This is a genomic window from Paraburkholderia sp. 22098, assembly GCF_052045935.1.
In the GTDB taxonomy this organism is placed as follows: domain Bacteria; phylum Pseudomonadota; class Gammaproteobacteria; order Burkholderiales; family Burkholderiaceae; genus Paraburkholderia; species Paraburkholderia caledonica.
In genome coordinates, this window is sequence record NZ_JBQEPV010000005.1 from 211072 (window position 1) to 237049 (window position 25978).

The window sequence follows — 25978 nt, forward strand, 5'->3', positions numbered from 1 at the left end:
GCGCGCTGCCTGACTGTTGCGCGATGAGTATCGTTCTATGATGGATGAATCAAAATGGCCTAACCGGGTAACAGAGATGATTTCCTATCCGTCGCAGCGTGAAACCGAGGTGGAGCATATCAACTCGATCTGCTTCCGTCTCTTCGACATCTGGTGCGAACGACGCAGCATCACGCCGTTGGGTTATCTGATGCATTGCTGGCCGCTAGTCGATAGCGGACCCAAGGCGATCAGGCGAGTCGGAGAAACGTTGCGGGAACTACGAAAGTCCCATCCAATGGAACTGGATGGCGAGGCAACGGCAATGCTTCGCGAGCTGACCGAATGCGTCGACGCTCTGCTGCTTCGTGCGGTTCACGAGCCGCAAGGCGTCATTGAAATCCGGCTGTCATCCTGAGCCAATGGGGATTGGCGCGAACTGCGGCAAGCAATGGAGCAATGGAGTAGGCAACGAAGCAGAGTACATTGCGACGCGCGCGCATGGCGTCATAAGATAGTAACAACCGCTTTTAGGCGCGGGCGCCTGACATAGCAGCGCGCTGCGCCAGCACCGAACGAGTAACGACATCACCATGCTTGCGGGGGCAATATGGCTGTCAACCCCATGGGGGAGTGGTGGTATCCGCTCAGGCGGTTACGGCACAGTATCGTGCTCCGGCTTCTTGCCATCGCGATACTGTTTAGTTGCGTGCTCACCTTGTTGCTCACCGCGCTGCAGATTCATCGCGATTACAGCCAGGGCATTGCGCTCATAGAAAACCGCCTTTCGGACATCGACAAAAGTTACCGCGACAGTCTGGGCGAGGCGCTGTGGCGGCTCGACGAGGCGCAGTTACGACTTGAACTGGGCGGCATTCTGCGTCTGGCAGATATCAGTGTGGCTGAAGTGCGCCAGTCGGGCGGCAGTTCGGCGCCAACGCTCGTGAGCGCGGGCAGACCAGCCGGCGGGCCGGCGATAGCGCGTGAGTACCCGCTCATGCATCGCGTGCTCGGCAACGACCAGCGCATCGGCACGCTATACGTGCAGGCTACGTTGAACCATCTGTACGACGATCTGAAGCACACGGCGTTGCTGATTCTCATCACTCAAGCCGCCAACATTTTCCTCGTTTCGCTTTTCATCGTCTTTATTCTGAATCGGCTCGTGACGCGCCATCTTGCGGTGCTTGCTCGTACTGTAGACGGCTACGACTTTCGCGAGCCAGCCGAACCTCTGAAGCTAAACCGGCGTGTACCCCGCGAGCCCGACGAACTGGAGCGCGTAGTGACGGCGTTCAATTCGATGGGCGCCCGGCTGCATCGCGCATATCTCGACGAACGGGAGGCCGGTGCCGAACGCGAGGCGCGCCGCGCTGCCGAAGCAGCGAATCGAGCGAAGGGCGAGTTCCTGGCCAATATGAGTCACGAGTTGCGCACGCCGCTGAACGCGATTCTCGGCTACGCGCAGATCTTGCGGCGCGACCCGAGCCTGAGCGAGAGACAACGCGACGGCGTCGGCGTCATTCAACGCAGCGGCGAACACCTGCTCGGACTGATTGCGGATGCACTCGATTTCGCGCGGATAGAGGCAGGCCGGTTGCGCGTCGAGATTGGCGACGTGCCGCTCGCCGGCACGCTCGATGCGATTCGCGAAATCATCGAAGTTAAGAATGCGCAGAAGCATGTCGAGTTCATCTGGCGGGTGGCGCCCGACGTGCCCGACGCCGTTCGCGCGGACGAACGGCGCTTGCGTCAGGTGCTGCTGAACCTGCTCGCAAACGCATTCAACTTCACGGATCAAGGCAGCGTGAGCTTGCTGGTCGAAATGACTGCGAAGAACAGCGTATGTTTCGAAGTGCGCGATACAGGCATCGGCATGGACGCCGATAAACTTCAGACCATTTTCGAGCCGTTCGAACAGATTGCGCACCTGGAGCGCGGCGCGGGTGGGACAGGGCTTGGGCTGACAATCAGTCAGCAGTTTCTGCACGCAATGGGCAGCGAAATTCACGTGCAGAGCCAGCCTGGCCGCGGCAGTGTATTCTGGTTCGAATTGCCGGCGGCCTCAGGCGCGTTCCCCGCCGCGCCGGTTATTGCCGATACACGCATGACTACCGGTTACAAGGGAGCGCGTCGCAAGGTGCTGGTGATCGACGACGTCGCGATGAACCGCGCGGTGCTAGTGGAATTCCTCAGCCGGCTCGGGTTCGAGATCGTTGAAGCAACAGGCGGCCGCCAGGGACTCGCGAAAACGTTGAGCGAGCGACCGGCGCTGATCGTGACAGACATCGTAATGACCGATATGGATGGACTCGAAGCCACGCGCAGGTTGCGGCAGATTCAGGGTTTTTCGGAAGTGCCGGTGATCGCGACTTCCGCGAGTCCGTCAGGCGCCGACGAACAGCGCAGCCTCGAAGCCGGCGCGAATGCGTTTCTCCCCAAGCCGATCGACTTCGGGAAACTGCTCGCGCATGTCGCGCGCCTGCTCGATCTCGAATGGACCTACGCGCCCGCGGGCGCTACAACCGGCGTGCAGGATGCCCCTGCCGGGCATCCTGTCGCGGTACCCGAAGACGAACTGGAAGAGTTACACCTGCTCGCGCGCCGCGGCGATATGCAGGAGATAAGGCTGTGGGCCGAACGGGTCGCGACGCACGATCCACATTACCGCGCATTCGCCGCGCGGATTCTAAGCCTCGCGAAAGGCTATCAATCGAAAGCGCTACTCCAACTCGTCGAGGAGCAACTCGAACGCAGGGCGGTCGGATGAACGGCACGGCGCTTCCCGCTGACGACTCGCCCACGGTCCTGATCGCGGACGACAACCCGGCCAACCTGGCGATCGTTGTCGAGAGTCTGGTAGCGCGCGGCTTCAAGGTGCTCGTCGCGCTAGACGGCCCGGAGGCGATCCAACGCGCGCAATTCTCGCAGCCCGACCTGATTCTTCTCGACGTGAGAATGCCGGGCATAAACGGCTTCGAAACCTGCCGGCGTCTCAAGTCGGACGAGCGCACGCGCAATATCGCCGTGATCTTCATGACGTCGCTAACGGGCAGCGAGGACATGGTGGAAGGTTTCTCGGCAGGCGGCGTCGACTACCTGACGAAACCCGTCCACGTCGACGAAATGATGGCGCGCATCAGCACGCATCTTGCGCTCAGAGGCATGCATCAGAAGCTCATTGCGCAGAACCGGCAATTGCAGGACGAAGTGCTCGTGCGTCAGCGAGCCGAGGCCGCGTTGTCGCGCGTGCGCGACGGCCTCGAAGCAAGCGTGGCGCAGCGCACGGACGAACTGGGGCGCGCAAATGCGACGCTGCAGTCGCAGATCGAGGAACGCAGGCGTGCAGAAGCGCGGCTCGTCGCGAGCGAGTTCCGTTTTCGAACGATCGTCGAAACGAGTCCGGTGCCGCTTTGCATTACGTCGATGCCCGAAGGGCACGTTCTGTACACGAACAAGCCATTGCGCGAACTCTTCGGCATCGATTATGTGACCACGCATATCGGCAACATCGCCGAGTTGTATGCGGATATCGCGGACCGCGACCGGCTTGTCGAAGACCTGCGTCACGAAGGAAGCTTTCGCAACACCGAAGTTCAGTTAAAGCGTGCGGACGGCTCGACGTTCTGGGCCATCGCGACTGCGCGTGTCGCGACCTACGACGATGCGCCCGCGATTTTCGTCGGCCTCAACGATATTACGGAACGCAAGCGGATCGAGCAGGAACTGGTGGAATCGCGCGAGCAGTTGCGCGAACTGTCCGCGTACATGGAAGCCATTCGCGAAGAGGAAAGAAAGCGTATCGCGATGGAAATTCACGACGAATTGGGCCAGTTGCTAACGGCGCTCAAGATGGACGTGTCGCTGCTCAAAATGCGACTCTCCGGCGATCTAGAAGTGGCGAAAAGAACCGACGACATGCGCGAGCTCGTTGAAAGAACCATCTGGATGGTGCGCAACGTCGCGAGCCATTTGAGGCCGGCAGCGCTCAATTACGGAATCGTATCGGCGCTCGAATGGCTCGTCGACGATTTCGGGCGGCGCAGCGGACTTGCCTGCCAGTTTCGTCTGAATGGCAGAGAGCCCGTGCTTTCCGATGCACACGCAACCGCAATGTTTCGAATCGTGCAGGCTTCGCTGACGAACGTCGCGCGGCATGCATGCGCGACGCGAGCGGACGTCACATTGACGAATACGTCGACGGCACTCGACCTGCATGTCAGCGACGACGGCTGCGGTTTCGATCAGGATGCCGTGCGTCGCGACTATTCGTACGGATTGCTCGGCATGAGCGAGCGTGCGCGTCTGATAGGCGGCTCGCTGCTGATCGACAGTGCGCCGGGAACGGGCACTGCGGTCTCGATACATATACCGCTTCAGGACGGGGTTCAGACATGATCAGGCTTCTGATTGCCGACGACCATCCGCTCGTGCGCGGAGGTCTCAAGCAGATAATCGAAACGACGCCCGACATTATGGTGGCGGGCGAAGCGGCGCAAGGTTCTGAAGTAATCGAGAAACTGCGCACCTGTCAGGTGGATTTGCTGCTGCTCGACATGACGATGCCGGGCATCAGCGGTGTCGATCTGATCCGGCGCGTGCGTGCGGAACGTCCGTCGCTGCCGGTGCTCGTGCTGAGCATCCATAACGAGGCACAGGTGGTCTCTCGCGCGCTGCGTGCGGGCGCAACGGGTTATGTCACGAAAGACAGCAATCCCGACGTGCTGCTCGCTGCAATTCATAAGCTCGCCGAAGGCGGACGCTTCATTGACCCGAAACTGGTGGAGGGAATCGTTTTCGAAACGTATTCGGGCGACGCGCCGCCGCACGAAATTCTTTCCGACCGCGAGTTTCAGGTTCTGCAAATGCTTGCGCTCGGCAAGAGCCTGAATGAAATTGCCGATGCTTTCGCGCTCAGCGCGAAAACGATCAGCACGCACAAGATGCGACTCATGCAGAAGCTCGGCCTTGCCAATAACGCGGACCTGATTCGCTATGCGATAAGGCACGGACTGGTCGCCGAATAGATAGTGGACACGCGTCAGGAAAACCTGAGTACTGAAGCAGGCATTCCTGATCTGACATTCCGCCGCCGCCGATGGAGGCGTTGCCACCGTCGTTCTACGATGCACCATGCGAATGAGCGGAGGAGTTATGGCGGCGTCAGAGCGATCGTTGCGCGAACTGGTCGAGAAGTGGCTGGACACGAGCGGTGCAGCATCGGCTCGAATCCAGTTACAGCCCTCCGCCGGCCAAGGGAACAGACGCTGCATATGTGTCGAGGCACAACGTGAGACGAGCACGTTGACGCTCTTTTTCTTCCATCACGGCAACGGTTTGTGGCACGTATTCCCGCCTGACGAGCGGCCCGCCATGAGGGTAGCCACCACCGCCGGCCAGGCGGCAATACGCGCGAAGAAGGGAGGATCATGACCCACGATGAATGGGGTTGGGGATCGCCGAAAGTATTGGCGCTGCGTATGTGGATGAGCGTGTGGTACGACCATGCGGTCGTGTCCGGCTTCATTCGCACGTCTTTCACGCTGAACGACGCGGACGCCGAGCGGCTCGAAGGCTATTTCAATCTCGGCCTGACACCGGAGGAGGGTGCTCGCGTGTTCTTTTCCAAATCGCATTAAATCCTGCTTTAAACATTCTCTCCGGCAACAGTTTCGTTTAGCATCAGTGCCACTTTCATATGAAGAACTTGAGACATGGCACTCATCGCACGCAACGTACTCGGCATTGCCGTACTGCTCTTCATCGCTTTCATCTTTTCGACGAATCGGCGCGCTATTCGCTTACGGACTGTAAGTAGCGCATTGCTCGCGCAAGTCTGCATCGGCGCATTTATTCTCTTCGTGCCGCTTGGCAAGACGATTCTCGCGGCGGCCGCCGCAGGCGTAAATAACGTGCTTGGCTACGGCAATGCCGGCATCGAGTTCCTGTTCGGCGGACTCGTGCAGTCCAGAATGTTCGAGGTGTTCGGCAACGGTGGTTTCGTCTTTGCCGTGCGGGTGTTGCCGGCCATTATCTTCGTGACCGCGCTGATTTCCGTGTTGTACTACCTGGGCGTGATGCGGTGGATCGTGATCGTGCTCGGCACGGTGTTTCAGAAGCTGCTCGGCGTGTCGAAGCTGGAGTCGTTTTCCGCTGTCACCACGATCTTTCTCGGTCAAAGCGAAATGCCCGCGGTCGTCAAACCGTTCACGCGCGACATGACAGGCGCCGAACTGTTCGCGGTGATGTCGAGCGGCATGGCCGCGGTTGCCGGCTCGGTGCTGGCGGGTTATGCGGGTCTTGGCGTCCGGATCGAATATCTGCTCGCGGCGTCTTTCATGGCGGTGCCAGGCGGGCTGTTGTTCGCGAAGATCATTCATCCGTCAATCGAGCCGAGCCGCGTTCATCTCGACAACCTCAATTTCGACGAAAAGCGTCCCGCGAACGTGATCGAGGCCGCTAGCTCGGGCGCGACCGTGGGCCTCAGAATCGCGGTCATGGTGGGCGCAATGCTGATTGCGTTCGTCGGTCTGATCGCGCTGCTCAACGGCCTCGTTGGCGGCATAGGCGGCTGGTTCGGCCACCCGCAACTGTCGATGCAATCGGTCCTCGGTGTGGTGTTCGCGCCGCTCGCATGGCTGATCGGCGTCCCGTGGAACGAGGCGGCGATTGCCGGCAATTTCCTCGGGCAGAAGATCATTCTCAACGAGTTCGTTGCATACGCATCGTTGTCGCCGTATCTGAAGGATGCGGCGAGTGTGACTGCTGCGGGCTTGCATGCGCTCGATCCGCGTACCATTGCTATTCTGTCGTTCGCGTTATGCGGCTTTGCGAACTTTGCGTCGATTGCGGTGCTCACGGGCGGCTTTAGCGCCGTCGCGCCGGAACGCCGCGCCGAGGTCGCGCGCTACGGGTTGCGTGTCGTGCTCGCGGCAACGCTCTCCAATCTGATGAGCGCGACCATCGCGGGCATGTTCATTACGCTCAACTGAATCGAGGATGTCTTGCATGAACATGGAACAGCTGTTGGAACGCGCAGGCGTGGCGCGAGAAAAGGCCTATGCGCCCTATTCGAAATTCAAGGTCGGCGCGGCGTTGCTGACGAGAGACGGCCGTGTGTTCGACGGCTGCAACGTCGAGAATGCGTCGTACGGTTTGTGCAACTGCGCTGAACGTACAGCGTTTTTCAGCGCGATTGCGGCGGGTTATCAGCGCGACCAGTTTGCCGCGCTCGCTGTGATCGGCGATACGGAGGGGCCGATCGCACCATGCGGCGCGTGCCGCCAGGTGATCATCGAACTGGGCGGTCCCGAGTTGCCGATTCGTCTCGGCAATCTCCACGGCGCAACGCGCGACACGACCGCGCGCGAACAACTGCCGGACGCGTTCTATCTATGAGCACGCCATGAGCACGCACAAGCTGATCTACGACACGGACCCCGGTGTGGACGATGCCATGGCGCTCGTGTTCCAGGCGCTGCATCCGGATATCGAACTGCTCGGACTAACAAGCGTATTCGGCAACGCCACGATCGAGACCACTACGCACAACGCGCGCTTTCTTGCAGGCCGGTTCGCGCCGGGCGTGCCGGTCGCGCGCGGTGCTGCGGCGCCGCTCAAGCGAGCCGCGCCGCAACCGCTCGCGTGGATTCACGGTGACAACGGACTCGGGAACATCGCGCTGGGCGCCACCGAACATGCGCCGCTCGATGCACGGCCCGCGCACCGATTCATCATCGACACGGTGCGTGCGCATCCTGGCGAAGTCACGTTGCTTGCAGTCGGCCCGCTGACCAATCTTGCGCTGGCGCTTGCGGAAGATCCGCAGATCGCGCCGCTCGTCAAGCAGGTCGTGATCATGGGCGGCGCATTCGGCACGGACGGCGTGCTCGGCAACGTCACGCCCGCAGCCGAGGCCAACATTCTCGGCGACCCCGATGCCGCCGACATCGTGTTCGGCGCGGCGTGGCCCGTCGCGATTGTCGGGCTCGACGTCACGCAGCGCACCGTCATGAGCCAGGAGTATCTGGCGTCGATCCGCGACCGTGGCGGCGCGGCAGGCCGGTTCGTGTGGGACGTGTCGCGGCACTACGAGGCATTTCATCAGCAAAGCGCGCAGCTCCGGGGCATCTATGTGCACGATTCGTCGGCCGTTGCGTATGTGCTCGCGCCGCATCTGTACACCACGCGCAGCGGTCCTGTGCGAGTGCTGACGGACGGCATCGCGGTCGGCCAGACTATTCAGAAGCCGTCCACTATGCCCGTGCCCGCGCCGGACTGGGACGAGCGGCCGGATTGCCAGGTTTGCGTCGGCGTTGACGTTGCCGGCATGCTCGCGCTGTACGAGAGCACCGTGTGTGCAAAGGGTTAAACGGTCGGCGCCGTTGACCGGACGAGGAACGCAGGGTCACGTCAGGCCCGGAACGCCCAGCATGGGCGCTTGTCCGATGCGTTGCGTCGATCTTTGCTACATTGCTTCGAGCGACGACATTCACTCGAGAGGTCAGAGATGCGAATTCTAGTGGTGGGAGCGGGGGCGGTAGGCGGCTACTTCGGCGGACGACTCGCAGCGGCAGGGCAGGACGTCACGTTCCTCGTGCGCGCGGGCCGGGCGGACAGGCTTCAGCGCGACGGACTGGTGATCAGGAGCCCGCGCGGCGATCTCACTCAGCACGACGTCAAAACGATTCTGGCCGGCGTGAACGCCGAGCCGTTCGATCTCGTGCTGCTAAGCTGCAAGGCCTACAGTCTCGACGACGCAATCGATTCATTTGCTCCGCTCGTGGGCGAATCAACGCTGATCTTGCCGATGCTCAACGGCATGCGCCATATCGACGTGCTCACGGAGAAATTCGGCGAAGCGCGAGTGCTCGGCGGCCAATGCGTGATTGCGGCCACGCTCAACGCGGACCAGCAGATCGTGCACCTGAACGAGATGCATGCGGTTACGTTCGGGGAACTGGCGGGCGGCGTATCGGAACGCGTACAAGCCATTGCCGATGCAATGGCCGGCGCGAACTTCGACGTCACCGTTAGCGAGAACATCCTGTTGCGCATGTGGGAAAAGTGGGTGTTCCTCGCCACGCTGGCGGCGAGCACGTGTCTGATGCGCGGTTCGATCGGCGACATACTGTCCGCGCCCGACGGCAAGCGCGTTATTGAAGGCCTGCTCGGCGAGTGTCGCGCGGTTGCGGAACAGAACAGCTTTACGATGGCGCCAGACTTCGATGCGCGCGCAACGCAAACGCTCTTCACACCGTCGCCGCTCACGGCGTCCATGTTGCGCGACGTGGAAAATCACTCGCACACTGAGGCGGATCACATCCTTGGCGATCTGATCTCGCGCGGCGGCGAAGCGCAAAACGGCGACCACGCTTTGACGTTGTTGCGCATCGCGTATAGCCATCTGAAGACGTATGAAGCGAGGCAAACGCGCACGTCGTAAGCCTTGGGTCGCAAGTCGCGAGTCGTGTGACCGGAGGTTGCCGTAACCGCTCAATGACCGGAGGCGAACATGCCGGCTCCAATCGGATCAGTGCCCGCGCTCAGCGCGGCGTCGGCTACGATTTTCTCGATCGGTATCGCGTTCCTCGGCTACTGGGGAATGTATGAGCCGACCGGGTGGCGTGTTGCCGACATTATTGTGTTCGTACTCGCGCTGATCGGCTTTGGATGCCTCGGGCTTGTACCGTGGATGGCCACGAGCCCCGTGGAGCCGGAGACAAGCGACGTCAGGATACGCATTGCGCGTCATCTGTTTCTTGCGGGCGTCATGGCAATCTGGCTTGCGGTGGCGATCTCGGTGATCTTCTGAACCGCTACCTACATGACGTTAAAAACGCGCGCCCCGTACCACGGTGGCGCGCGTTTCATTCAGGCGAAGCGGGAAGCCTAGCGTTCGATCTGCCGGTTCCAGCGGGTGTCCCATTGCGCACGGTGCGCATTGATAGTGTCCCAGTCCACCACCGTGACTTTGCGTACGAGGTCTTCCACGTTGCCGAGGCTTTGCTGCATCGGCGGCGTCATTTTCGCGAGACGGTTGGTCGGAATCTGGCGGCCGGCTTCAGCGGCTTTCGTCTGCGCCGGCGCGGACAGCAGGAACTGCGCGAGCTTTTGTGCAAGTTGCGGATCGGGGTTGTTATTGACCACGCACAGATCGACGAGCAGCAGCACGGGACCTTCCTTCGGATTCACATAGCCGACCGGAATTCCCTTATCGGCCAGATCGCCAACTGCGGTCGGCGTCAGCGGAAAGAGGCCGGCCTCGCCGGTCTGCACCATTTCCGAAATCTTCGCCGAGTTCGGCACGTACTCCACGACGTTGGGGCCAACCGTGCTGGCCCATTTCGTGAAGCCCGGTTCGACGTTCTGCTCGGTGCCACCCATCAAACGGTTGATCGCGAGGAAACCGTGCAGGCCGAACGTGCTGCTTGAGGCGGATTGGAACACCACCTTGCCCTTGTATTTCGGATCGGCGAAATCCATCCACGAGGTAGGCGGCGCCCAGCCTTTTTCAGCGAACAGCTTCTTGTTGTACGCAATACCGGTCATGCCGAGTTGCACGCCCGCGCCCATGTCGTCCTTCATACGCGCGAACGGATAGAGTTCTTTGAGCACCGGCGAGTCGTCGAGCTTTTTGCACACGCCCATGCTGACGGCGCGCGCCATCACGCCGTCGTCGAGAAACACTACGTGAATCTGCGGACTCGCCTTGTTTGCGAGCAGCTTAGCGAGAATATCCGACGACGTGCCCGGCACCACGACTACTTTCACATTGTTCGCTTTCTCGAAGTCGGGCAGCACCTGGCTCGTGTACGCTTTTTCCATCGGGCCGCCATTCATGCCGATGTAGATAGTCTTCGTTTGCGACCATGCGGGTGCTGCCGCGCCGAATGCGCACAATGCGGCCAATGCCGCGATCGTCCTGAACAATTTCATTAAAGGCTCCTGAGTTTCACAAACGTGATCTAAGCGACGGATGAAGTAGCAAGCTGTGCAAAGCGGCCAATCGAAAAAGCGTCGAGAGGCGTGGCCGTGGTGCCGTCGATAACGAGATCGGCGAGCACCTCGCCAACTCCGGGCGCGAGCAGAAAGCCCCCGCCCGAAAAGCCGAATGCATGCAACAGACGCGGCACTGCTCGGCTCGGCCCGATGATCGGATTGCTGTCGGGCGTCTCGCCTTCCACACCGCTCCATGTGCGAATCAGTAGCGCCTCGCGCAACGCGGGCAGCAGCGCGCACGCGTCGCGCATGACGGCCCGCGTGGTTTCCGTCGACGGTTGACCGTATTCGCCGTCGCCATGTCCGCGCCCGCCGCCGATCACGCAATTGCCGCGCGCCACTTGCCGCGCATAGATGCCGCCGCCATACACGCCCAGGTTGTGCGTGATGAAAAGCGGCAGCGGCTCGGTGACCCACATGTTCGGATAGATCGGCTTCATCGGCGCGCTTTCGCCGAAGTAGCCCGCCACCGTATTCGCCCACGCGCCGGCGGAATTGATCAGCCAGTCCGCGCTGATCTGCGTGTCGCCCGCGCGCATATGGAAGCGCTTGCCGTCGTGATGAATGCCGCTCAATGCGGTCTGCTCGCGCACGTCCGCGCCCGCGGCACGCGCAGCGCGTGCAAATGCGGGCGACACGAGACGCGGATTCGCGTGTCCGTCGCTCGCGCATAACGATCCTCCGACTGCTGCCGCGCCGAGCCACGGATAGCGCTCGCGAAACTGCGCGCCGCTCAGCAACTGCGCATGGAGTCCGTAATCGCGCGCCATGTCCGCCCATTGCTGAAGCGCGGCAAGGTCGTTCTCGCTGCGAGCGAGGCGTAAATGTCCCGATACCGTAAATTCGCCGTCGATGCCGATCAGGTCCGGTAAGCGGTCCCAGATACGACGCGCGCGCATGGCGAGCGGCATCTGCTCGACCGGGCGGCCCTGGCAGCGTACGCCGCCGTAGTTCACACCGCTCGCCTGCGCGCCGCAAAAGCGCCGCTCGAAAAGGCCCACGCGCAAGCCGCGCCTGGCAAGCGCGAGTGCCGCCGACGAACCGACGAGACCGCCGCCCGCGATTGCCACGTCGTAGTGCGGTGCTTCACTCATCGCGGGCCTCCTCTGGAATCGCAGCGACATCGTCGGCATACATCGCGGGCGACAGCGGGATGGGTTTGACTGGCGGCTGGCTGCGCAGGCGGCCAACTGCTTCGAGTGGGCGGCCGGTTTCTTCGGCGAGCATTAGAAGCGCGGCTTCGCCGCACATGCGTCCCTGGCAACGACCCATGCCGACGCGCGTCAGCGCCTTCAGGCGGTTGATCTCGTTCGCTTCGCCGCCGCGGATGCAACGCCGTAACGTGCCCGCATCGACTTCCTCGCAACGACAGACGGTCATGTCGTCGGGCCATTGCGCGGCGCATTTCGGGGGCGGTTCGAATGCCGTCTCAATGCCCGCGCGGAAAACGGCGATATGTTGCAGCTTGCGTTCAATCGATGCGGCATCGAGCATGCCGGGTCCGCGTGGATGTTGGACGCCGAGGTCGTCGAGCAAGGCCAGCGCGGCGCGGCGTCCCGCGAGTTCGGCAGCGTCGGCGCCCGCGATGCCTGCGCCGTCGCCGGCCAGATAGAGGCCGCTCACGGAGCTGCGCCCGGCGGAGTCGAGTTCGGGCAGCCAGCAACGGTTGAGCGCGTCGAACCGGAAACGGCAACCGGCGAGATCCGCGAGCTGCGTTTCGGGCTTCAAGCCGAAACTGATGCCCACCGCGTCACATGCAATTGATTCGGTAACCGAACTATTTTCGGAGGAGCGCCATTCGATGGCCTCGACATTGCGTGTGCCGCGAATACCAACAAGCTTCACGCCCCGTTCGATACGTATGCGATGCGCGTTGAGCCAGCCGACGTAATACAAACCCTTGGCGAATGTCGCCGGAAGCCGGGCGAGTTTCGAAGCGGCCGAAACCTGTTGGCTGAGCGGGCTCGTGTCGAGCACGGCCATGACTTGCGCGCCCGCTTTGACGTATTGATATGCGACGAGATACAGCAATGGCCCTGTGCCCGTGAGCACCACGCGCCGGCCGATTGCACAGCCTTGCGACTTTAACGCGACCTGTGCCGCGCCGAGTGTATAGACGCCGGGCAAGGTCCAGCCGGGCACAGGCAAAACGCGGTCCGTCGCGCCGCTCGCAATGATCAGATGCGAGAACGGCACACTGATTTCGCGCCCCGCCTGAAGTGTGTCGAGTCGACCGCTTTCGCAAGCCCACGCGAGTGTGTCGGGCCGATAGTCGATGTAAGGCAGGAGCGCTTGCATTGTCGTATGCAACGCGTCGGCTTTGCGCGCCTCGAAACCGTAGAGCGTTTTCTTCGAGCGCTGGAAGCCGCCATGTTCCGGTGGCTGCCGGTAGATCTGCCCACCCCAGCGGGCATTTTCATCTACCACGATGGGACGCATACCTGCCGCAACCAGCGTTTCGGCAGCGCGCACGCCGGCCGGTCCGGCGCCGACGATCACAATGCGGCGATCGTCGCTCATTGCGCGTCTGCACTGTGGCTTTTCGCTGCGGCGCTTGCCGGTTCGATACGAGTCAGCACCCGCAGTCCCGGGGTGACGAGCGTCGAGCAAGCGCGCAGACGCTTGCCGTCTTCGGTGCGCATCCAGCAGTCCTGACACGCGCCGATCAGGCAGAAGCCGGCGCGCGGCGCTCCGCTGAATTCGCTGTCTCGCACGCGGCGCTGTTGCATCAGCACGGCGGTCAGCAATGTATCGCCCTGCAGAGCGGACACTTTCCGGCCGTCGAGATAAAAGTGCAGAGGTTCGCGCCGCGTTTCGGCGATGCGGACGAACTGAGCCTCACCTGTGGGCACTGCGCCGTCGGACGGCGAGGAATTGGACTGCATGAGGGCATGAACAGAAGAAGACATCAGTGCTGGCCGATCAGAATGCGGTTGAGTCCATACACGCGATCGAGCAGCAGCATTGCGCCCGCCGTAATGAAGATCACGAGCGCGGAGACGGAGGCCATCATCGGATCGATGGATTCTGTCGCGTACATATACATGCGAACGGGCAGCGTGACGGTTTGCGGCGATGTTACGAAGATCGACATCGTCAGTTCGTCGAAGCTGTTGATAAAGGCCAGCAGCCAGCCACCGGTTATGCCGGGCAGAATCATCGGCAACGTGATGCGGCGAAACGCGGTCCACGAATCGGCTCCGAGCGAATGCGCGGCGTGTTCGACGCTGCGGTCAAGGCCGCTTACCGAGGCCAGCACGAGCCGCATGACGAACGGCGTAATGATGATCATGTGCGCGAGGATCAACCACGCGAACGAGCCAGTCGCGCCGATCAGCGCGAAAAACCGCAGTAGTGCGATGCCGAGTACAAGACCGGGAATCACCAGCGGCGAGAGCAGCAAGCCGTTCAGAAAAGCACGGCCCGGAAAGCGCGCGCGGCCAATGGCGAGCGCGGCGGGCAGTGCGACGATCAGCGAGAGCGTCGCCGATGCAAACGCGAGCTTCAGGCTGTTGAAAAACGCCGAGATGAAGTCGGGATAGTTGAGAATCGCGCGAAACCAGCGCAGCGAGACACCGTGCGTGGGCAGCGTGAGCGTTTCGTCGGGCGTGAAGGCGACCAGCACGACGATCACAAGCGGCGCGAGCACGAACGCAATGACGAGCGTGTGGAAAATCAACGCAATGGGACCGTTCTTTCTCATGATGTTTCCGCGCGATGAACCGCTGTGTCAGCCCAGGCTTCTGGTGTATCTGCGTTCCAGAACCCGGTAGTAAGTGAGCATCACGATCAGATTCGCAACCAGCAACAGCAGCGCGATGGTGGCGCCGAGCGGCCAGTTCAGCGAGCCGAGGAATTCGTCGTAGACGGCGGTCGCGGCGACCTTTAGCCGGCGTCCGCCGAGCAGTCCGGGAATCGCGAATGCGCTTGCCGACAAACCGAACACCATCAGGCTGCCCGACAGAATGCCAGGCGTGAGTTGCGGCAACACGATGCGGCGCAGCGTCGTTGCGGGCGACGCCATCAACGACAGCGCTGCGTTCTCCGTTTGCGGATCGAGTTTCTGCAACGCGGTCCACACGGGAATTACCATGAAGGGCAGCATGACGTGCACCAGTGCAATGACGATCGCGAAGGTGGTGTACTCGAGCTTGTAGGGGCCGAGGCCGAAGAGGCCGAACGCCTGATTCACGAGACCGTTGCTGTTGAGCAGCATGCTCCAGCCGAACGCACGCACGACGACCGAGACGAGCAGCGGCGCGAGAATCACCAGCAGAAACATCGAACGATACGGATCGCGCATGCGCGACAGCACATATGCCTCGGGCGTGCCGATCACGACGCACAGCAGCGTGACGAGAAACGCAATGCCGAACGTGCGCAGAAAGATCGCGTGGAAATACGATGAGCCCAGCACTTCCGCGTAATTGCCGAACTGGAACGCGGCGAGCGGGCCGCTTGCCGGATCGAAACGATAGAAGCTCAAGACGAGCGTCATCAGAAGCGGCACGAGCACGAGCGCGACGAACAGCAGGAACGCGGGCAGGCACATGAGCCACAGCGGCAAGAATGCGCGCCACGGCGCACGCCTCGCGCCTGCGGAGGCGGACTTGCTGTTCTCCGTTGCAGGCAGCGTGCTATCCATGATGCGCATCCCGCTGGATAAAGCGGATCGCTTCGCTGTTCCAGTCGACGCCGACTGCCGCGCCTTCGGGCAACGGCTCATTGCCTTCATTCTGGCAGCACACCAGCACTTCGCCGAGCCGGCTGTCGAGACGATACAACCACTGACTACCGAGGAAAAAGCGGCTCGTGACCGTGGCCGGCACACGTCCCGCGTCCGGCGGACAGAGCCGGAGTTTTTCCGGGCGAATGCACAGCGTGACCGCGTCGCCTACGCCGACCACGCGCTCGCGCATCGGCAATTGCGCGGTACGGCCGGTCTCGCACAGATCGTGTCCGAGGTCGATGCGGATCGCGTCGCCCTCGCGCGCGATCACCGTGCCCGGCAACATGTTGGCCTTGCCGATGAACTGCGAGACAAAGCGATTCTCCGGGCGCTCGTACGCCTCGTATGGCGTGTCGATCTGCGTGACGCGGCCGGCTTCCATCACCACCACGCGGTCGCTGATCGACAGCGCCTCTGACTGGTCGTGTGTGACCATGATTGTCGTCGTGCCGATCTTGCGCTGAATGCCGCGCAGTTCGAACTGCATGTCTTCACGCAGCTTGGCGTCGAGATTCGACATCGGTTCATCGAGCAGCAGCACGGGCGGTGCGATCACGATTGCGCGCGCAATCGCCACGCGCTGCCGCTGCCCGCCCGACAACTCGCGCGGGAAGCGGTGCGCGAGCTGATCGAGCCGCACGAGCGACAGCGCTTCGCGCACGCGTTCGTTGCGCTCCGCCTTGTCGACATTGCGCATTTCGAGTCCGAAGCCGACGTTCTCCGCCACGCTCATGTGCGGAAAGAGCGCATAGCTCTGGAACACCACGCCGAGGCCGCGTTTGTTCGGCTTCATATGCGTGATGTCGCGACCGTCGAGCGTGATGCGCCCACGCGTTGTTTCGAGGAAGCCGGCGATCATCTGCAGCGTCGTCGTCTTGCCGCAGCCCGAAGGGCCGAGCAGCGAAACGAACTCGCCTTTTTCCACCGACAGATTGACGTCCGCAACGGCCTGAAGGTCGCCGAACGATTTCGTGACGTCTGTAAGTGTGAGGAACGACATGATGTGGCCTTTAGATGCCTCGATGACGCCGACTCTAGCCAGCCAAATTATGCGGCGTCAATTTGAAATTCCGATTGGCGATATTTAAATCATAAACATTCCGTTCAATGGAATGTCGAGACGGAATGCGGCGGTGAGTGTTTCACTGCACAGCAGTGGTAAAAACCCTATGAAACTGCGGTGGTGTAGCGAGGCGGGGCGGACGGCTGCGATTCCATCAATCACGCAAACGCTTTATAGTATTCCGGTCATTGAAATACAAACGAGCCAAAAGAGATGAATGCTGCCGCCAAGCGAGACACCAGAAGCCAGACCGCCGAAACCGCCGAACCGGGCGCGGTTCCCGGCACGGGCATGCTGGAACGCGCTTTTGCCGTGATTCGCGCATTGTCGGAAGCGCAGCCCGACGGCGGTCGCGTCACGCGTCTCGCGAAAGCAGTGGGTTTGACGCAGGCCACCGTGCATCGCATCCTGCACGCGTTGATCGCCGAAGGCATCGTCGAACAGGACGAAAACTCGAAGCTTTATCGCCTCAGCGTGAATTTTTTCGCGCTTGCGGCGCAAGCAGGAAACCCGAGTGGCATGCGCACGTTATGCCGCCCCGCGTTGTTGAGGCTTTGCGCGAGTCTTGGCGACACGATCTTCCTGCTTGTCAAAAGCAGTTTCGACGCGGTGTGTCTCGACATCTGCGAAGGCCCGTTTCCAATCCGCTCGTTCACGGGCGATATTGGCGGGCGCGTGGCGTTGGGCGTGGGGCAGGGCAGTCTCGCGATTCTCGCGTTCCTGCCCGAGGCGGAGCGCGAGGAAATCATCCGCTTCAATGTGCCGCGAATTCGCGGTTACGGAGTGCTGGACGAAGTGTACTTGCGCACCGAGATCGAACGCGTGCGGCAGTTGGGATACGCGGGCCGCAATAGCGGCGTGCTCGACGGCATGGCAGGCGTGGCTGTGCCGATTCTCGACCGCACTGGCGTGGCGGTCGCGGCATTGAGCGTGGGTACGCTCGCGGCGCGCTTGAGCGACGACCGCTTGCCGATGGTCGTCGAACTGCTGCGCCGTCAGGCCGAAGCGATCGGCCCGCAAACCAATCCGTTCGATGTCGCGCTGCGCCGGCCCATGCATGGCTTGTCGCGCGCCATGACCAGTGTGCGCATCGCGGGCTCTGAGCAGGAATAAGCGGCACAGGCGTGCGATAAAAGGGCGTCGCGCGCAAACTGCGCAACGCTACGCCCTTGCATCGAACGAGATCGGTGCGCCTAAAACACCTTCACGGGCACGTTCACGACGAGACGGTATTCCATGTTGTTGCCGTCCGAGTAGTGATAGCTGGCGTTATGCCACATCGCGATGAACGTGACCTTGGTGTCCTTGAAGCGGCCGCTTTGCAGCGTATAGCTCGGAATAAAACCGAACTCGTGATGATGGCCGTGCACCGGCTCTCCGTTCTTCCAGTAGAGATCGTGCAGCGCGGCTGACGGCGACGCGTTTTCCGCAGCACCCGCCGACCCATCGGCGCCCCAGCCATACGCGCCCCAGAACATCGCCTTCAGCCCCGGCACGCCCGCGTATTTTCCGTCGAATGTATAGCGCAGTTGCAGCGACTGTTCATGCGGCGCGTTGTAGTCGACGTCCATCGAGTTCGTCAGGTAGATGCCGTTGGTTTCGTTCACGTAGTCGAAGAACTGGTCGCCGAGTACTTGCTGATAACCGAGCAACAGCGCGTGCGGGCCGTGTTGCGCGGACACGGACACGCTGTATGCGTTGCTGTTGATGTGCCCCTGACGCGACGCGCCTGTGTCGTGCGTCGAGTAGATGTTGGCGAGCCCGCTCCATTTGATCGTGGTCGGATCGCCGAACGACTGCGCGACCGAGCCGTAGTACTGGCGCCAGACGTCGTCGGCCTGATCGACGTACAGAGCCATCTCGCCGTTCTTCGCATAGTGCCAGGTGCCGCCGAGATAGGTCACGCGGTCGATTCGCGTGCCGCCATACGATGTGGTCAGATTGCTGAGATTCGTGTGACCGCGTGCATCGACCTTGGTGAAGCTGCCGGCCTCGAGCGTAGTGTGAGCAAGATCGTTGCTGACGAGCGAAACGCCCAGAAAGGTCGGCGGCAGCGCGCGGTTGTCGTGCGGTTCGAGGAACGGATTCGTCACGTCTTGCAGACCGTATTTCACGACCGTTTCCGAAATGCGTCCTTTGATGTCGTACATGCCCGGGTACGCCCACGCGAGTTGTTGCGACCCGCCGCCGCTTTTCCCAACGTGCACCATGTTGCCCGCGCCGTTGCCGCCGTCGAGTTTCAGCGCCGCGAACAGCGACGCGTCGACGCCAAAGCCGATCAGACCTTGCGTAAAGCCGGATTCATAGTTGACCTGCATGCCTTGCACCCACGCATGACGGTAAGTCGTGGGTGGCGCCTGGAAGTAGTCGGAGTAATTGCGGAATTGCAGGTTCAGGTGGCTATCCGCGGTGAACCCTTGGCTTGCGGCCTGGCTCGATGGCGGCGTGGGCGGCGTGACGATTTGCGAGGCCTCGGCGTTGACGATGGCGTTCGTCGTGTCAGGCTGATCGTTGCGGATCTGACCGCCCTGGTCCGCGCGGCGCTTGTTCGAAGGCTGAGCCTGCGAGACCTGCGCGGGCGACGACAACGTTTGCGCGGCAGGCGGAACGATAGCCGGGCTGGTCGAGGGCTGCGCTATGGCGTCGTCGGCATACGCATTCGCGGCAACGGCCATGGCGGGGAGGGTAATTGCACAGCAAAGCGCGGCAGTGAGTCCGGACTTTTTTGACCGGTTTTTTGTTGGGTTATGTTTCATTGGGAATGTCTCGACAGTTGTTATTGAAACTCTGGCTGGCGCTTAGCCAGTCCTTGCTGATCGCTCGTCATGCTGATGACATGACGAGCGAATCCCACGGCGTGGCATCAACGCCGCGCCGGTGAATGTGGGGCCGCTGGTTAAAACGTCCGGAATCTAATCGTTGCTGACGCGGATGCAGGCCACTCGTGTCGAGTTCGCGCCGTGCGTCACGGGTTGCGGAATCTGAGCCGCACAAGCGTCGATCGCATCTGGACACCGTGTGCGAAATGCGCAGCCCGACGGTGGGCTCAGCGGCGAAGCGATTTCGCCGCGCAGCAGCAGATGGCGGCGCGCTCGCTCGATCGCCGGATCGGGCACCGGCACAGCGGACAGCAAAGCGCGCGTGTATGGATGACGCGGCGTGCCGTACACATCGCGCTTGTCGCCGAACTCCATCACGCGTCCCAGGTACATCACGAGCACGCGGTGACTGATTGCCTTGACCACCGCGAGATCGTGCGCGACGAACAGCAGCGACAGCGACAACTCCCGTTGCAGATCTCGCAACAGATTGACGATCTGCGCCTGGATCGACACGTCGAGTGCGGACACCGGTTCGTCGCAGATCACCAGTTGCGGCTCGCCGATCAACGCACGCGCAATGCCCACGCGTTGACATTGGCCACCCGAGAACTCATGCGGATAGCGGCGCAGATGCTGCGCGTTCAGGCCGACCCGCTCCAGCATGGTCAGTACGCGGCGCTGCACGTCGGCGCGCGCGATGTCCTTGCCGTGCGTGAGCAACGGTTCGGCGACGATCTGTTCGATCGTCATGCGCGGATCCAGCGATGCGAGCGGGTCCTGGAAAATCATTTGCACGTCGCGGCGCAGCAGCGTCGTATCGCGGCGCGCGTTGGGCAATACGGTTTCGTTGCCGAGCCAACGCACACTGCCGCTTGCGACTGGCGCGAGCCCGATGATCGCGCGAGCGAGCGTCGACTTGCCGCAACCGGATTCGCCCACAAGGCCGATCGTCTCACCGCGTCGCACGCTGAACGACACGCCGTCCACGGCTCGCAATGTCGTCTTGCCTGACCACGGGTAGCCACCGCGTGGCACACCGAATTGCACCTTGAGTTGCTCGACTGAGAGCAAGGTCGTTGCTTCGCCGCTTGCAATGGAAGTCGCGTTCATACGTGTTGTGCCTCGAGTATTTCTCCGACCGGACGGTGGCAGGCGCGCAGTGCTTGCGGATCGCCGTCCGCTGCAACGAGCGCCGGACGCGACTGGCGGCACTGATCGCTGCAGTACGCACAACGCGGCGCAAACGCGCAACCCGCGCCGACTTCGCCAGGCAGCGGCGGATTGCCGGGAATGGTTTGCAACGGACGGTCGTCGTCAGAGCTGTCGGTGAGACGCGGCAATGCGTTGAGCAGCCCGCGGGTGTACGGATGCGTGGGCGCGGCAAAAAGCGATGCGGCGCTCGCCTGCTCGACGGTCTGGCCGGCGTACATCACCATCACGTCGTCGCAGAGGCCCGCGACGACGCCCATGTCGTGCGTGATCAGAATGATCGCCGTGCCCCGCTCGCGATTCAGTTCGCGCAGCAACTCGATGATCTGCGCCTGCACGGTTACGTCGAGCGCGGTGGTGGGTTCGTCGGCGATCAGGATTTCGGGCTCGGACAGCAGCGCCATTGCGATCATCACGCGTTGCCGCATGCCGCCGGAAAACTCATGCGGATACATGCCGATACGGCGTGCGGAATCGGGAATACGCACCGCTTCGAGCGTTTCGATCGCGCGGCGGCGCGCGTCGCGGCGCGACATCTTGCGATGCAGTTGCAGCGTTTCGGTCATCTGCCGTTCGATCGTCAGGAACGGATTGAGCGAGGTCATCGGGTCCTGAAAGATCATGCCGATGCGATCGCCGCGGATTTTGTTCAGTGCCGCTTCGTTCATCGCAAGCAGGTTTTCGCCGCGATAGAGCGCTTCGCCCGACACGTTGCCGTTGCCCGCGAGGAGGCCCAGCAAGGCCATGACCGTCTGGCTCTTGCCCGATCCGGACTCGCCGACAATGCCGAGCGTGCGGCCTGGTTCGAGCGAAAACGACACGCGTTGCACCGCGTCGACGGGTGCGCCTTCGCGGCGCGTGAAGCGCACGCTCAGGTCTTTGACTTCGAGTAGCGGCATGTCAGCGGTCCTTCGGATCGAAAGCGTCGCGCAAACCGTCGCCGACAAAATTCACGCAATAGAGCGTCACGCACAGCATCACGGCCGGGCATAGCAGAAGCCAGGGCATGGATTCCAGCTTCTGCGCGCCGTCCTGAATCAGCACGCCCCAGCTTGTCATCGGCTCCTGTACGCCGAGACCGAGGAACGACAGAACCGACTCCGTCAGCACGATGTTGGGCACCGTCACGCTGGCGTACACCACGACGACGCCGAACAGGTTCGGCACGATATGACGCACGATGATCGACCGCGAACTCACGCCGATGGCCTTAGCCGCGTCGATGAACTCGCGCGAGCGCAGCGACAGCGTCTGGCCGCGCACCACGCGCGCCATGTCGAGCCACGAAAACGCGCTGATGGTCAGCACGACGAGATAGAACGCGCGGCCGAACATCGTCATCATCAGAATGGCGATCAGCATGTAGGGAATCGCGTACATCATGTCGACGATGCGCATCATCACCGCATCGACGCGGCCGCCGAGATAACCCGCGGTCGCGCCATATGCAACGCCGATCAGTCCCGACACGAGCGTGCCGAGCAAGCCGACTTCGAGCGAGACGCGCCCGCCTTGCAGCGTGCGCGCGAGCAGGTCGCGGCCGAGCTCGTCGGTGCCGAACCAGTGCATGTTTTGCAGCGTGGGCGGCAGGCTGATCGCGGACCAGTCGCTGTCGATAGGGCCGTTGGGCAGCAGCCACGGACCGGCCACGCATGCGATCACGATCAGCAACAGCACGGCAAAACCGGTGAACGCCGCGCGGTTGCGCACGAAGCGCGCGGCGGCGGTAGCGAGCGGCCCGCGCGAGCGGGGGGCGCTGGCAATGGCCGCGAGCGGATCGAGCGCCGCGGCAGTCGATTGAATGGAGCGGGCCATGATCAGTACCGGATACGCGGGTCGAGCCACGCATACGCGAGGTCGACCAGCAGATTGAAAAGCACTGCAACGGCGGTCGTCAGCACGACGAGGCCGAGCACGAGCGTGTAATCGCGATTGATCGCGCCGTTCACCACCAGTTGGCCGAGCCCCGGCAGTGCGAATACCGACTCGGTCACGACAGCCGCCGTGATCGACGAAATACAGACCGAGCCGAGCAGCGACACGACAGGCATGAGCGCCGGCTTGAGCGCGTGACGCAACACGATCGTGCGGCCCGGCAAGCCTTTCGCGCGAGCCGTGCGAATGAAGTTGCCCGACAGCACTTCGATCATGCTGCCGCGCATTACCCGCGCAATTGCAGCCACGTTGATGAACGTGAGCAGCACGATCGGCAGCACGCGATAGCGCCATTCACCCTCGCCCCAGCCGCCCGCAGGCAGCCAGCCGTGACCTTCCGAAGTCTTCAGCAGAATCGCGAAGATCCAGACGAGCACAGGCCCCAGCACGAACGGCGGCACGACGTTGCCGATGTTGCCGAGCACCATCACCGCGTGATCAACGAAACGGTCGCGGCGCACCGCGGCCAGCGTGCCTAGCGTGACGCCGATCACGACTGCTATCGGCACCGACACGCCGCCCACGCCGAGGCTCACCGGCAACGCTTTCCACACCAGGTCGTTGACCGACCAGTCGGCGTAGCGGAACGACGGCCCGAGATCGCCGTGCAGCAGCGAACCGAGGTAGTGGAAGTACTGCAGCCACAAGGGTTCGTCGAGGTGATACCTGGCGTTGAGATTCGCGAGCACGGCCGCCGAGAGTTGCTTCTCGGTGTCGAATGGCCCCCCCGGCGTGAGATGCAGCAGCAGATAGCACGCGGTGATCACGGCGAGGATCGTCGGGATCGCCCAGAGCGTGCGGCGCAGCGTATAGGCCAGCATGTCGATGCTCCGCGCTTAGTGCTTGATCAGATACATGTCTTGTGTGGCGCGCTGGTCGACGTAGTTGGTCGACGTATAGCCGCCCACATACGGCTTCACGAGCCGCACCGCCGAGTACTGGAAGAGCGGCACCATTGGGTAGTCGTTCATCGCCGTGTCATGCGCCTTCGTGAGAAGCTCGGTGCGCTTTGCGTCGTCGAGTTGCTGGTTGGCTTCGTCGACGATCTTGTCCACTTGCGGATTGCAGTAGCGCTGATCGTTCTGCACGCTATTGCAGCGGATCAGATCGAAGTACGACATCGCGTCGTTGTAATCGACGAACCAGCCGTCGCGCGAGGCCTGCACCTTGCCGTCATGCCGTTGCTTGAGCAGCACCTTGTATTCGACGTTTTCGAGCTTCGTGTTCACGCCGAGCTTGGTGCGCCATTCGGACGTCGCGAAAAGCGCGACCTTCTTGTGCAGGTCGTTCGTGTTGTACGTCAGCGTGAAAGTGAGCGGCTTCGCGTCGGAATAGCCGGCGCTCTTCAGCAGATTGCGTGCGTAGTCGACGCGCTTTGCCATCGGCCAGCCTGCCCAGTCCGGCTTGAAGACTGCCGCGCCTTGCGTACCCTTGGAGATGAGGCCGTACATCGGCAGCTCGCCGTCGGCGGTCAGACGCTGCGTCAGCAGGTCGCGGTCGAGCACCATCGAAAGCGCCTGACGCACGCGCTTGTCCTTGAAGATCGGATCTTCGTTGTTCAGGCTGTAGTAGTAGGTGGCGATCTGCAGGCCGGTCTTGAGCTCGGGGCCGAACTGCTTGCTCACTTGTGCATAGATGCCCGACGGAATCGAATACGTGTAATCGAACTGGCCGGCCTGGTACATGCGCATCGCCGTTTCATCGTTTTCGATCGGCAAATAGGTCACTTTCGTGATCACGACCTTGCTCGCGTTCCAATAGGTCTTGCTCTTCGCGCCGACGAGACGGTTGTTGGGTTGCCAGTCGGCGAGCATGTAAGGACCGTTGCCGACGAAGTTGCCCGGCCGCGTCCACTCGTTTCCAAACCGGGCCACGACGTCGCGATTGACCGGCGCCATGGTCGGCATCGCGGCAAGCTGCGGGAAGAAGGCCGCAGGCACTTCAGTGGTGACTTCGATCGTGTACGGATCGACGGCTCGCGCGCCGAGGCTCGCGAGCGGCGCCTTACCTGCGAGAATTGCCTTCGCGTTCTTCACGAATTCGACCAGCACCGTGTATTTAGAGCCTGTCTTCGGATCGAGCACGCGTTGCCATGCGTAAATGAAATCTGCGGCTGTGACCGGCTGGCCGTTGCTCCAGCGCGCGTCGTGGCGCAGCTTGAAGACCCACGTGTCGGGCCCGGTGCGCGTCCACGATTGCGCGACGCCGGGGACGACCGCGCCGGCCGCGTCGATGCGTGTGAGGCCTTCGAACATGTCGAGCGCAATGGTGTTGCCTGTCCACGATTCGATATGAGCGGGGTCGAGCGATTCGGTTTCCGCCGGCACCTGGCGGGTGATCTCCTGGCTGGCGGCGAGCGTGACGCCGGGCGGCACCGTGACGGCAAACGCGGACGAGGTAAATGTAAGGACGAGCGCACTCAGCGCCGTCGCATAGGCAAACGGGGTTTTCATCGGTTCAGAATCGCAGGAAAGGTCGAGAGAGAAACGCGCTGACGCGGGAGCGCCCGGCTATCTGTCTTATTCGGGCCTGGGCGGCCCTTGTTGTTTGTCCGACATGCAGGAATCCTTACATTTGGTAATGCAGGCTGTCCCTGCCGGATGAACCGGAAAAGGAGCCCGCTTCTTTAAAACAGTCTCGGTGTGCCGACCCAGACGACCACCGACTCCACGCGAGCGGTGTTCACCCAGCTGTGCGGCACCGTCGATTCGTAATGCGCGCTGTCTCCTGCGCGCAGCACAAACGTCTTGCCTTCCAGCGTCAACGACACTTCGCCGTCGATCACATACATGAACTCTTCACCGGCATGCGTCGTGACTTCCGAGCGCTTTTGCCCCGGCGGCATTCTCACGAGGATCGCCTCGAGCTGACGGCCGCCCGTCACATTGGTCAATCGGGCGAACAGATTGGCCGAGTCCGCGAAACCGAAAAACTTCAGCTGATCGCCGCGGCTCACCGACCGCTCTTCGCTAGGCGTGTCGACGAAATACTGAACCGTCACTCCGAGCGCGTGAGCGATGCCGGCAAGCGACGTGATGGAGGGCGACGCCAAACCTCTCTCCACCTGCGACAAAAACGGCTTGGAAATTCCCGCCGCGGTTGCCGTGTCGTCCAGCGTTCGCTTGAGTCGTTGCCGCAACGCGCGGATCTTGCTGCCTATTTCGAGTGCCGCATTGCTCTTATGAATTGTCGTGACCATAGCAGGAGGAAATTAGCCCGTCAAAATTTGTTTGATATATG

The 25978-nt window shown here is 62.0% G+C and carries 25 protein-coding genes; 11 read left to right on the plus strand and 14 right to left on the minus strand.

Going from position 1 to position 25978, the window contains the following annotated elements:
* Positions 1-76 precede the first annotated feature (76 nt).
* The 10 genes from ACTJLB_RS12660 to ACTJLB_RS12705 all read left to right on the plus strand — a co-directional run bounded on the left by ACTJLB_RS12660 (position 77) and on the right by ACTJLB_RS12705 (position 9793).
* Positions 77-397: a hypothetical protein gene (locus ACTJLB_RS12660; RefSeq protein WP_027777513.1), complete on the plus strand. Its 321-nt coding sequence runs from the start codon at positions 77-79 to the stop codon at positions 395-397.
* Between the two features lie 192 nt (positions 398-589).
* Entirely contained in the window at positions 590-2749 is a 2160-nt protein-coding gene (locus ACTJLB_RS12665; protein WP_392394619.1) for a hybrid sensor histidine kinase/response regulator, read from the plus strand.
* Complete coding sequence (locus tag ACTJLB_RS12670; RefSeq protein WP_087753932.1) at positions 2746-4377, plus strand: hybrid sensor histidine kinase/response regulator; 1632 nt, start codon at positions 2746-2748, stop codon at positions 4375-4377. The genes ACTJLB_RS12665 and ACTJLB_RS12670 overlap by 4 nt, the downstream gene beginning before the upstream one ends.
* Entirely contained in the window at positions 4374-5006 is a 633-nt protein-coding gene (locus ACTJLB_RS12675) for a response regulator (RefSeq protein WP_020068147.1), read from the plus strand. The genes ACTJLB_RS12670 and ACTJLB_RS12675 overlap by 4 nt, the downstream gene beginning before the upstream one ends.
* Before the next feature lie 402 nt (positions 5007-5408).
* The gene (locus ACTJLB_RS12680; protein ID WP_087753931.1) at positions 5409-5618 is read left to right on the plus strand and encodes a hypothetical protein; all 210 of its coding nucleotides are present in this window, start codon (positions 5409-5411) and stop codon (positions 5616-5618) included.
* 75 nt (positions 5619-5693) lie between these two features.
* Positions 5694-6971, plus strand: coding sequence for a NupC/NupG family nucleoside CNT transporter (locus ACTJLB_RS12685; protein ID WP_440783468.1), 1278 nt, complete (start codon positions 5694-5696; stop codon positions 6969-6971).
* 16 nt (positions 6972-6987) lie between these two features.
* Complete coding sequence (locus ACTJLB_RS12690; RefSeq protein WP_110404271.1) at positions 6988-7377, plus strand: cytidine deaminase; 390 nt, start codon at positions 6988-6990, stop codon at positions 7375-7377.
* A 7-nt stretch (positions 7378-7384) separates the two neighbouring features.
* Positions 7385-8350, plus strand: coding sequence for a nucleoside hydrolase (locus ACTJLB_RS12695; protein ID WP_440783470.1), 966 nt, complete (start codon positions 7385-7387; stop codon positions 8348-8350).
* A gap of 138 nt (positions 8351-8488) precedes the next feature.
* A complete protein-coding gene (gene panE / locus ACTJLB_RS12700; RefSeq protein WP_020068153.1) occupies positions 8489-9424 on the plus strand; it encodes a 2-dehydropantoate 2-reductase in 936 nt (311 codons plus the stop codon).
* A gap of 69 nt (positions 9425-9493) precedes the next feature.
* Positions 9494-9793, plus strand: coding sequence for a hypothetical protein (locus ACTJLB_RS12705; RefSeq protein ID WP_088173314.1), 300 nt, complete (start codon positions 9494-9496; stop codon positions 9791-9793).
* Between the two features lie 77 nt (positions 9794-9870).
* Here the strand turns inward: ACTJLB_RS12705 and ACTJLB_RS12710 are convergent, their stop codons facing one another.
* Genes ACTJLB_RS12710 through ACTJLB_RS12740 form a run of 7 tightly spaced genes read right to left on the minus strand, consistent with a single transcriptional unit; the run spans position 9871 to position 16709 of the window.
* On the minus strand, positions 9871-10917 hold the full coding sequence (locus ACTJLB_RS12710; RefSeq protein WP_020068155.1) for an ABC transporter substrate-binding protein: 1047 nt from the start codon (positions 10915-10917) through the stop codon (positions 9871-9873).
* 29 nt (positions 10918-10946) lie between these two features.
* Positions 10947-12074 (minus strand): NAD(P)/FAD-dependent oxidoreductase, encoded by a 1128-nt coding sequence (locus ACTJLB_RS12715; RefSeq protein WP_440783472.1) that lies wholly within the window; start codon positions 12072-12074, stop codon positions 10947-10949.
* A complete protein-coding gene (locus ACTJLB_RS12720; RefSeq protein ID WP_440783474.1) occupies positions 12067-13500 on the minus strand; it encodes an FAD-dependent oxidoreductase in 1434 nt (477 codons plus the stop codon). The genes ACTJLB_RS12715 and ACTJLB_RS12720 overlap by 8 nt, the downstream gene beginning before the upstream one ends.
* Positions 13497-13865: a (2Fe-2S)-binding protein gene (locus ACTJLB_RS12725; RefSeq protein WP_440783476.1), complete on the minus strand. Its 369-nt coding sequence runs from the start codon at positions 13863-13865 to the stop codon at positions 13497-13499. The genes ACTJLB_RS12720 and ACTJLB_RS12725 overlap by 4 nt, the downstream gene beginning before the upstream one ends.
* Positions 13866-13888: 23 nt before the next feature.
* Positions 13889-14683: an ABC transporter permease gene (locus ACTJLB_RS12730; RefSeq protein WP_131318868.1), complete on the minus strand. Its 795-nt coding sequence runs from the start codon at positions 14681-14683 to the stop codon at positions 13889-13891.
* A gap of 27 nt (positions 14684-14710) precedes the next feature.
* Positions 14711-15625, minus strand: coding sequence for an ABC transporter permease (locus tag ACTJLB_RS12735; protein WP_440783478.1), 915 nt, complete (start codon positions 15623-15625; stop codon positions 14711-14713).
* Entirely contained in the window at positions 15618-16709 is a 1092-nt protein-coding gene (locus ACTJLB_RS12740; protein WP_440783480.1) for an ABC transporter ATP-binding protein, read from the minus strand. Before ACTJLB_RS12740 ends, ACTJLB_RS12735 begins: the two co-directional genes overlap by 8 nt.
* 276 nt (positions 16710-16985) lie before the next feature.
* Between ACTJLB_RS12740 and ACTJLB_RS12745 the strand changes: the two genes are divergently transcribed.
* Entirely contained in the window at positions 16986-17885 is a 900-nt protein-coding gene (locus ACTJLB_RS12745; RefSeq protein WP_408129955.1) for an IclR family transcriptional regulator, read from the plus strand.
* A gap of 80 nt (positions 17886-17965) precedes the next feature.
* Here ACTJLB_RS12745 and ACTJLB_RS12750 read toward each other — a convergent pair whose 3' ends face one another.
* From ACTJLB_RS12750 to ACTJLB_RS12780, 7 genes are all read right to left on the minus strand, one after another.
* Positions 17966-19528, minus strand: a complete 1563-nt coding sequence (locus ACTJLB_RS12750; protein WP_440783482.1) for an OprD family outer membrane porin — start codon at positions 19526-19528, stop codon at positions 17966-17968.
* A 156-nt stretch (positions 19529-19684) separates the two neighbouring features.
* Positions 19685-20704: an ABC transporter ATP-binding protein gene (locus ACTJLB_RS12755; RefSeq protein ID WP_087753919.1), complete on the minus strand. Its 1020-nt coding sequence runs from the start codon at positions 20702-20704 to the stop codon at positions 19685-19687.
* Positions 20701-21702: an ABC transporter ATP-binding protein gene (locus ACTJLB_RS12760; protein WP_088173320.1), complete on the minus strand. Its 1002-nt coding sequence runs from the start codon at positions 21700-21702 to the stop codon at positions 20701-20703. The genes ACTJLB_RS12755 and ACTJLB_RS12760 overlap by 4 nt, the downstream gene beginning before the upstream one ends.
* Position 21703: 1 nt before the next feature.
* Entirely contained in the window at positions 21704-22618 is a 915-nt protein-coding gene (locus tag ACTJLB_RS12765) for an ABC transporter permease (RefSeq protein ID WP_027777533.1), read from the minus strand.
* Between the two features lie 2 nt (positions 22619-22620).
* On the minus strand, positions 22621-23559 hold the full coding sequence (locus ACTJLB_RS12770) for an ABC transporter permease subunit (protein WP_020068167.1): 939 nt from the start codon (positions 23557-23559) through the stop codon (positions 22621-22623).
* Between the two features lie 15 nt (positions 23560-23574).
* Complete coding sequence (locus ACTJLB_RS12775; protein ID WP_020068168.1) at positions 23575-25191, minus strand: peptide ABC transporter substrate-binding protein; 1617 nt, start codon at positions 25189-25191, stop codon at positions 23575-23577.
* Positions 25192-25364: 173 nt separating this feature from the next.
* The gene (locus ACTJLB_RS12780; protein WP_020068169.1) at positions 25365-25937 is read right to left on the minus strand and encodes a cupin domain-containing protein; all 573 of its coding nucleotides are present in this window, start codon (positions 25935-25937) and stop codon (positions 25365-25367) included.
* Between the last annotated feature and the right edge of the window lie 41 nt (positions 25938-25978).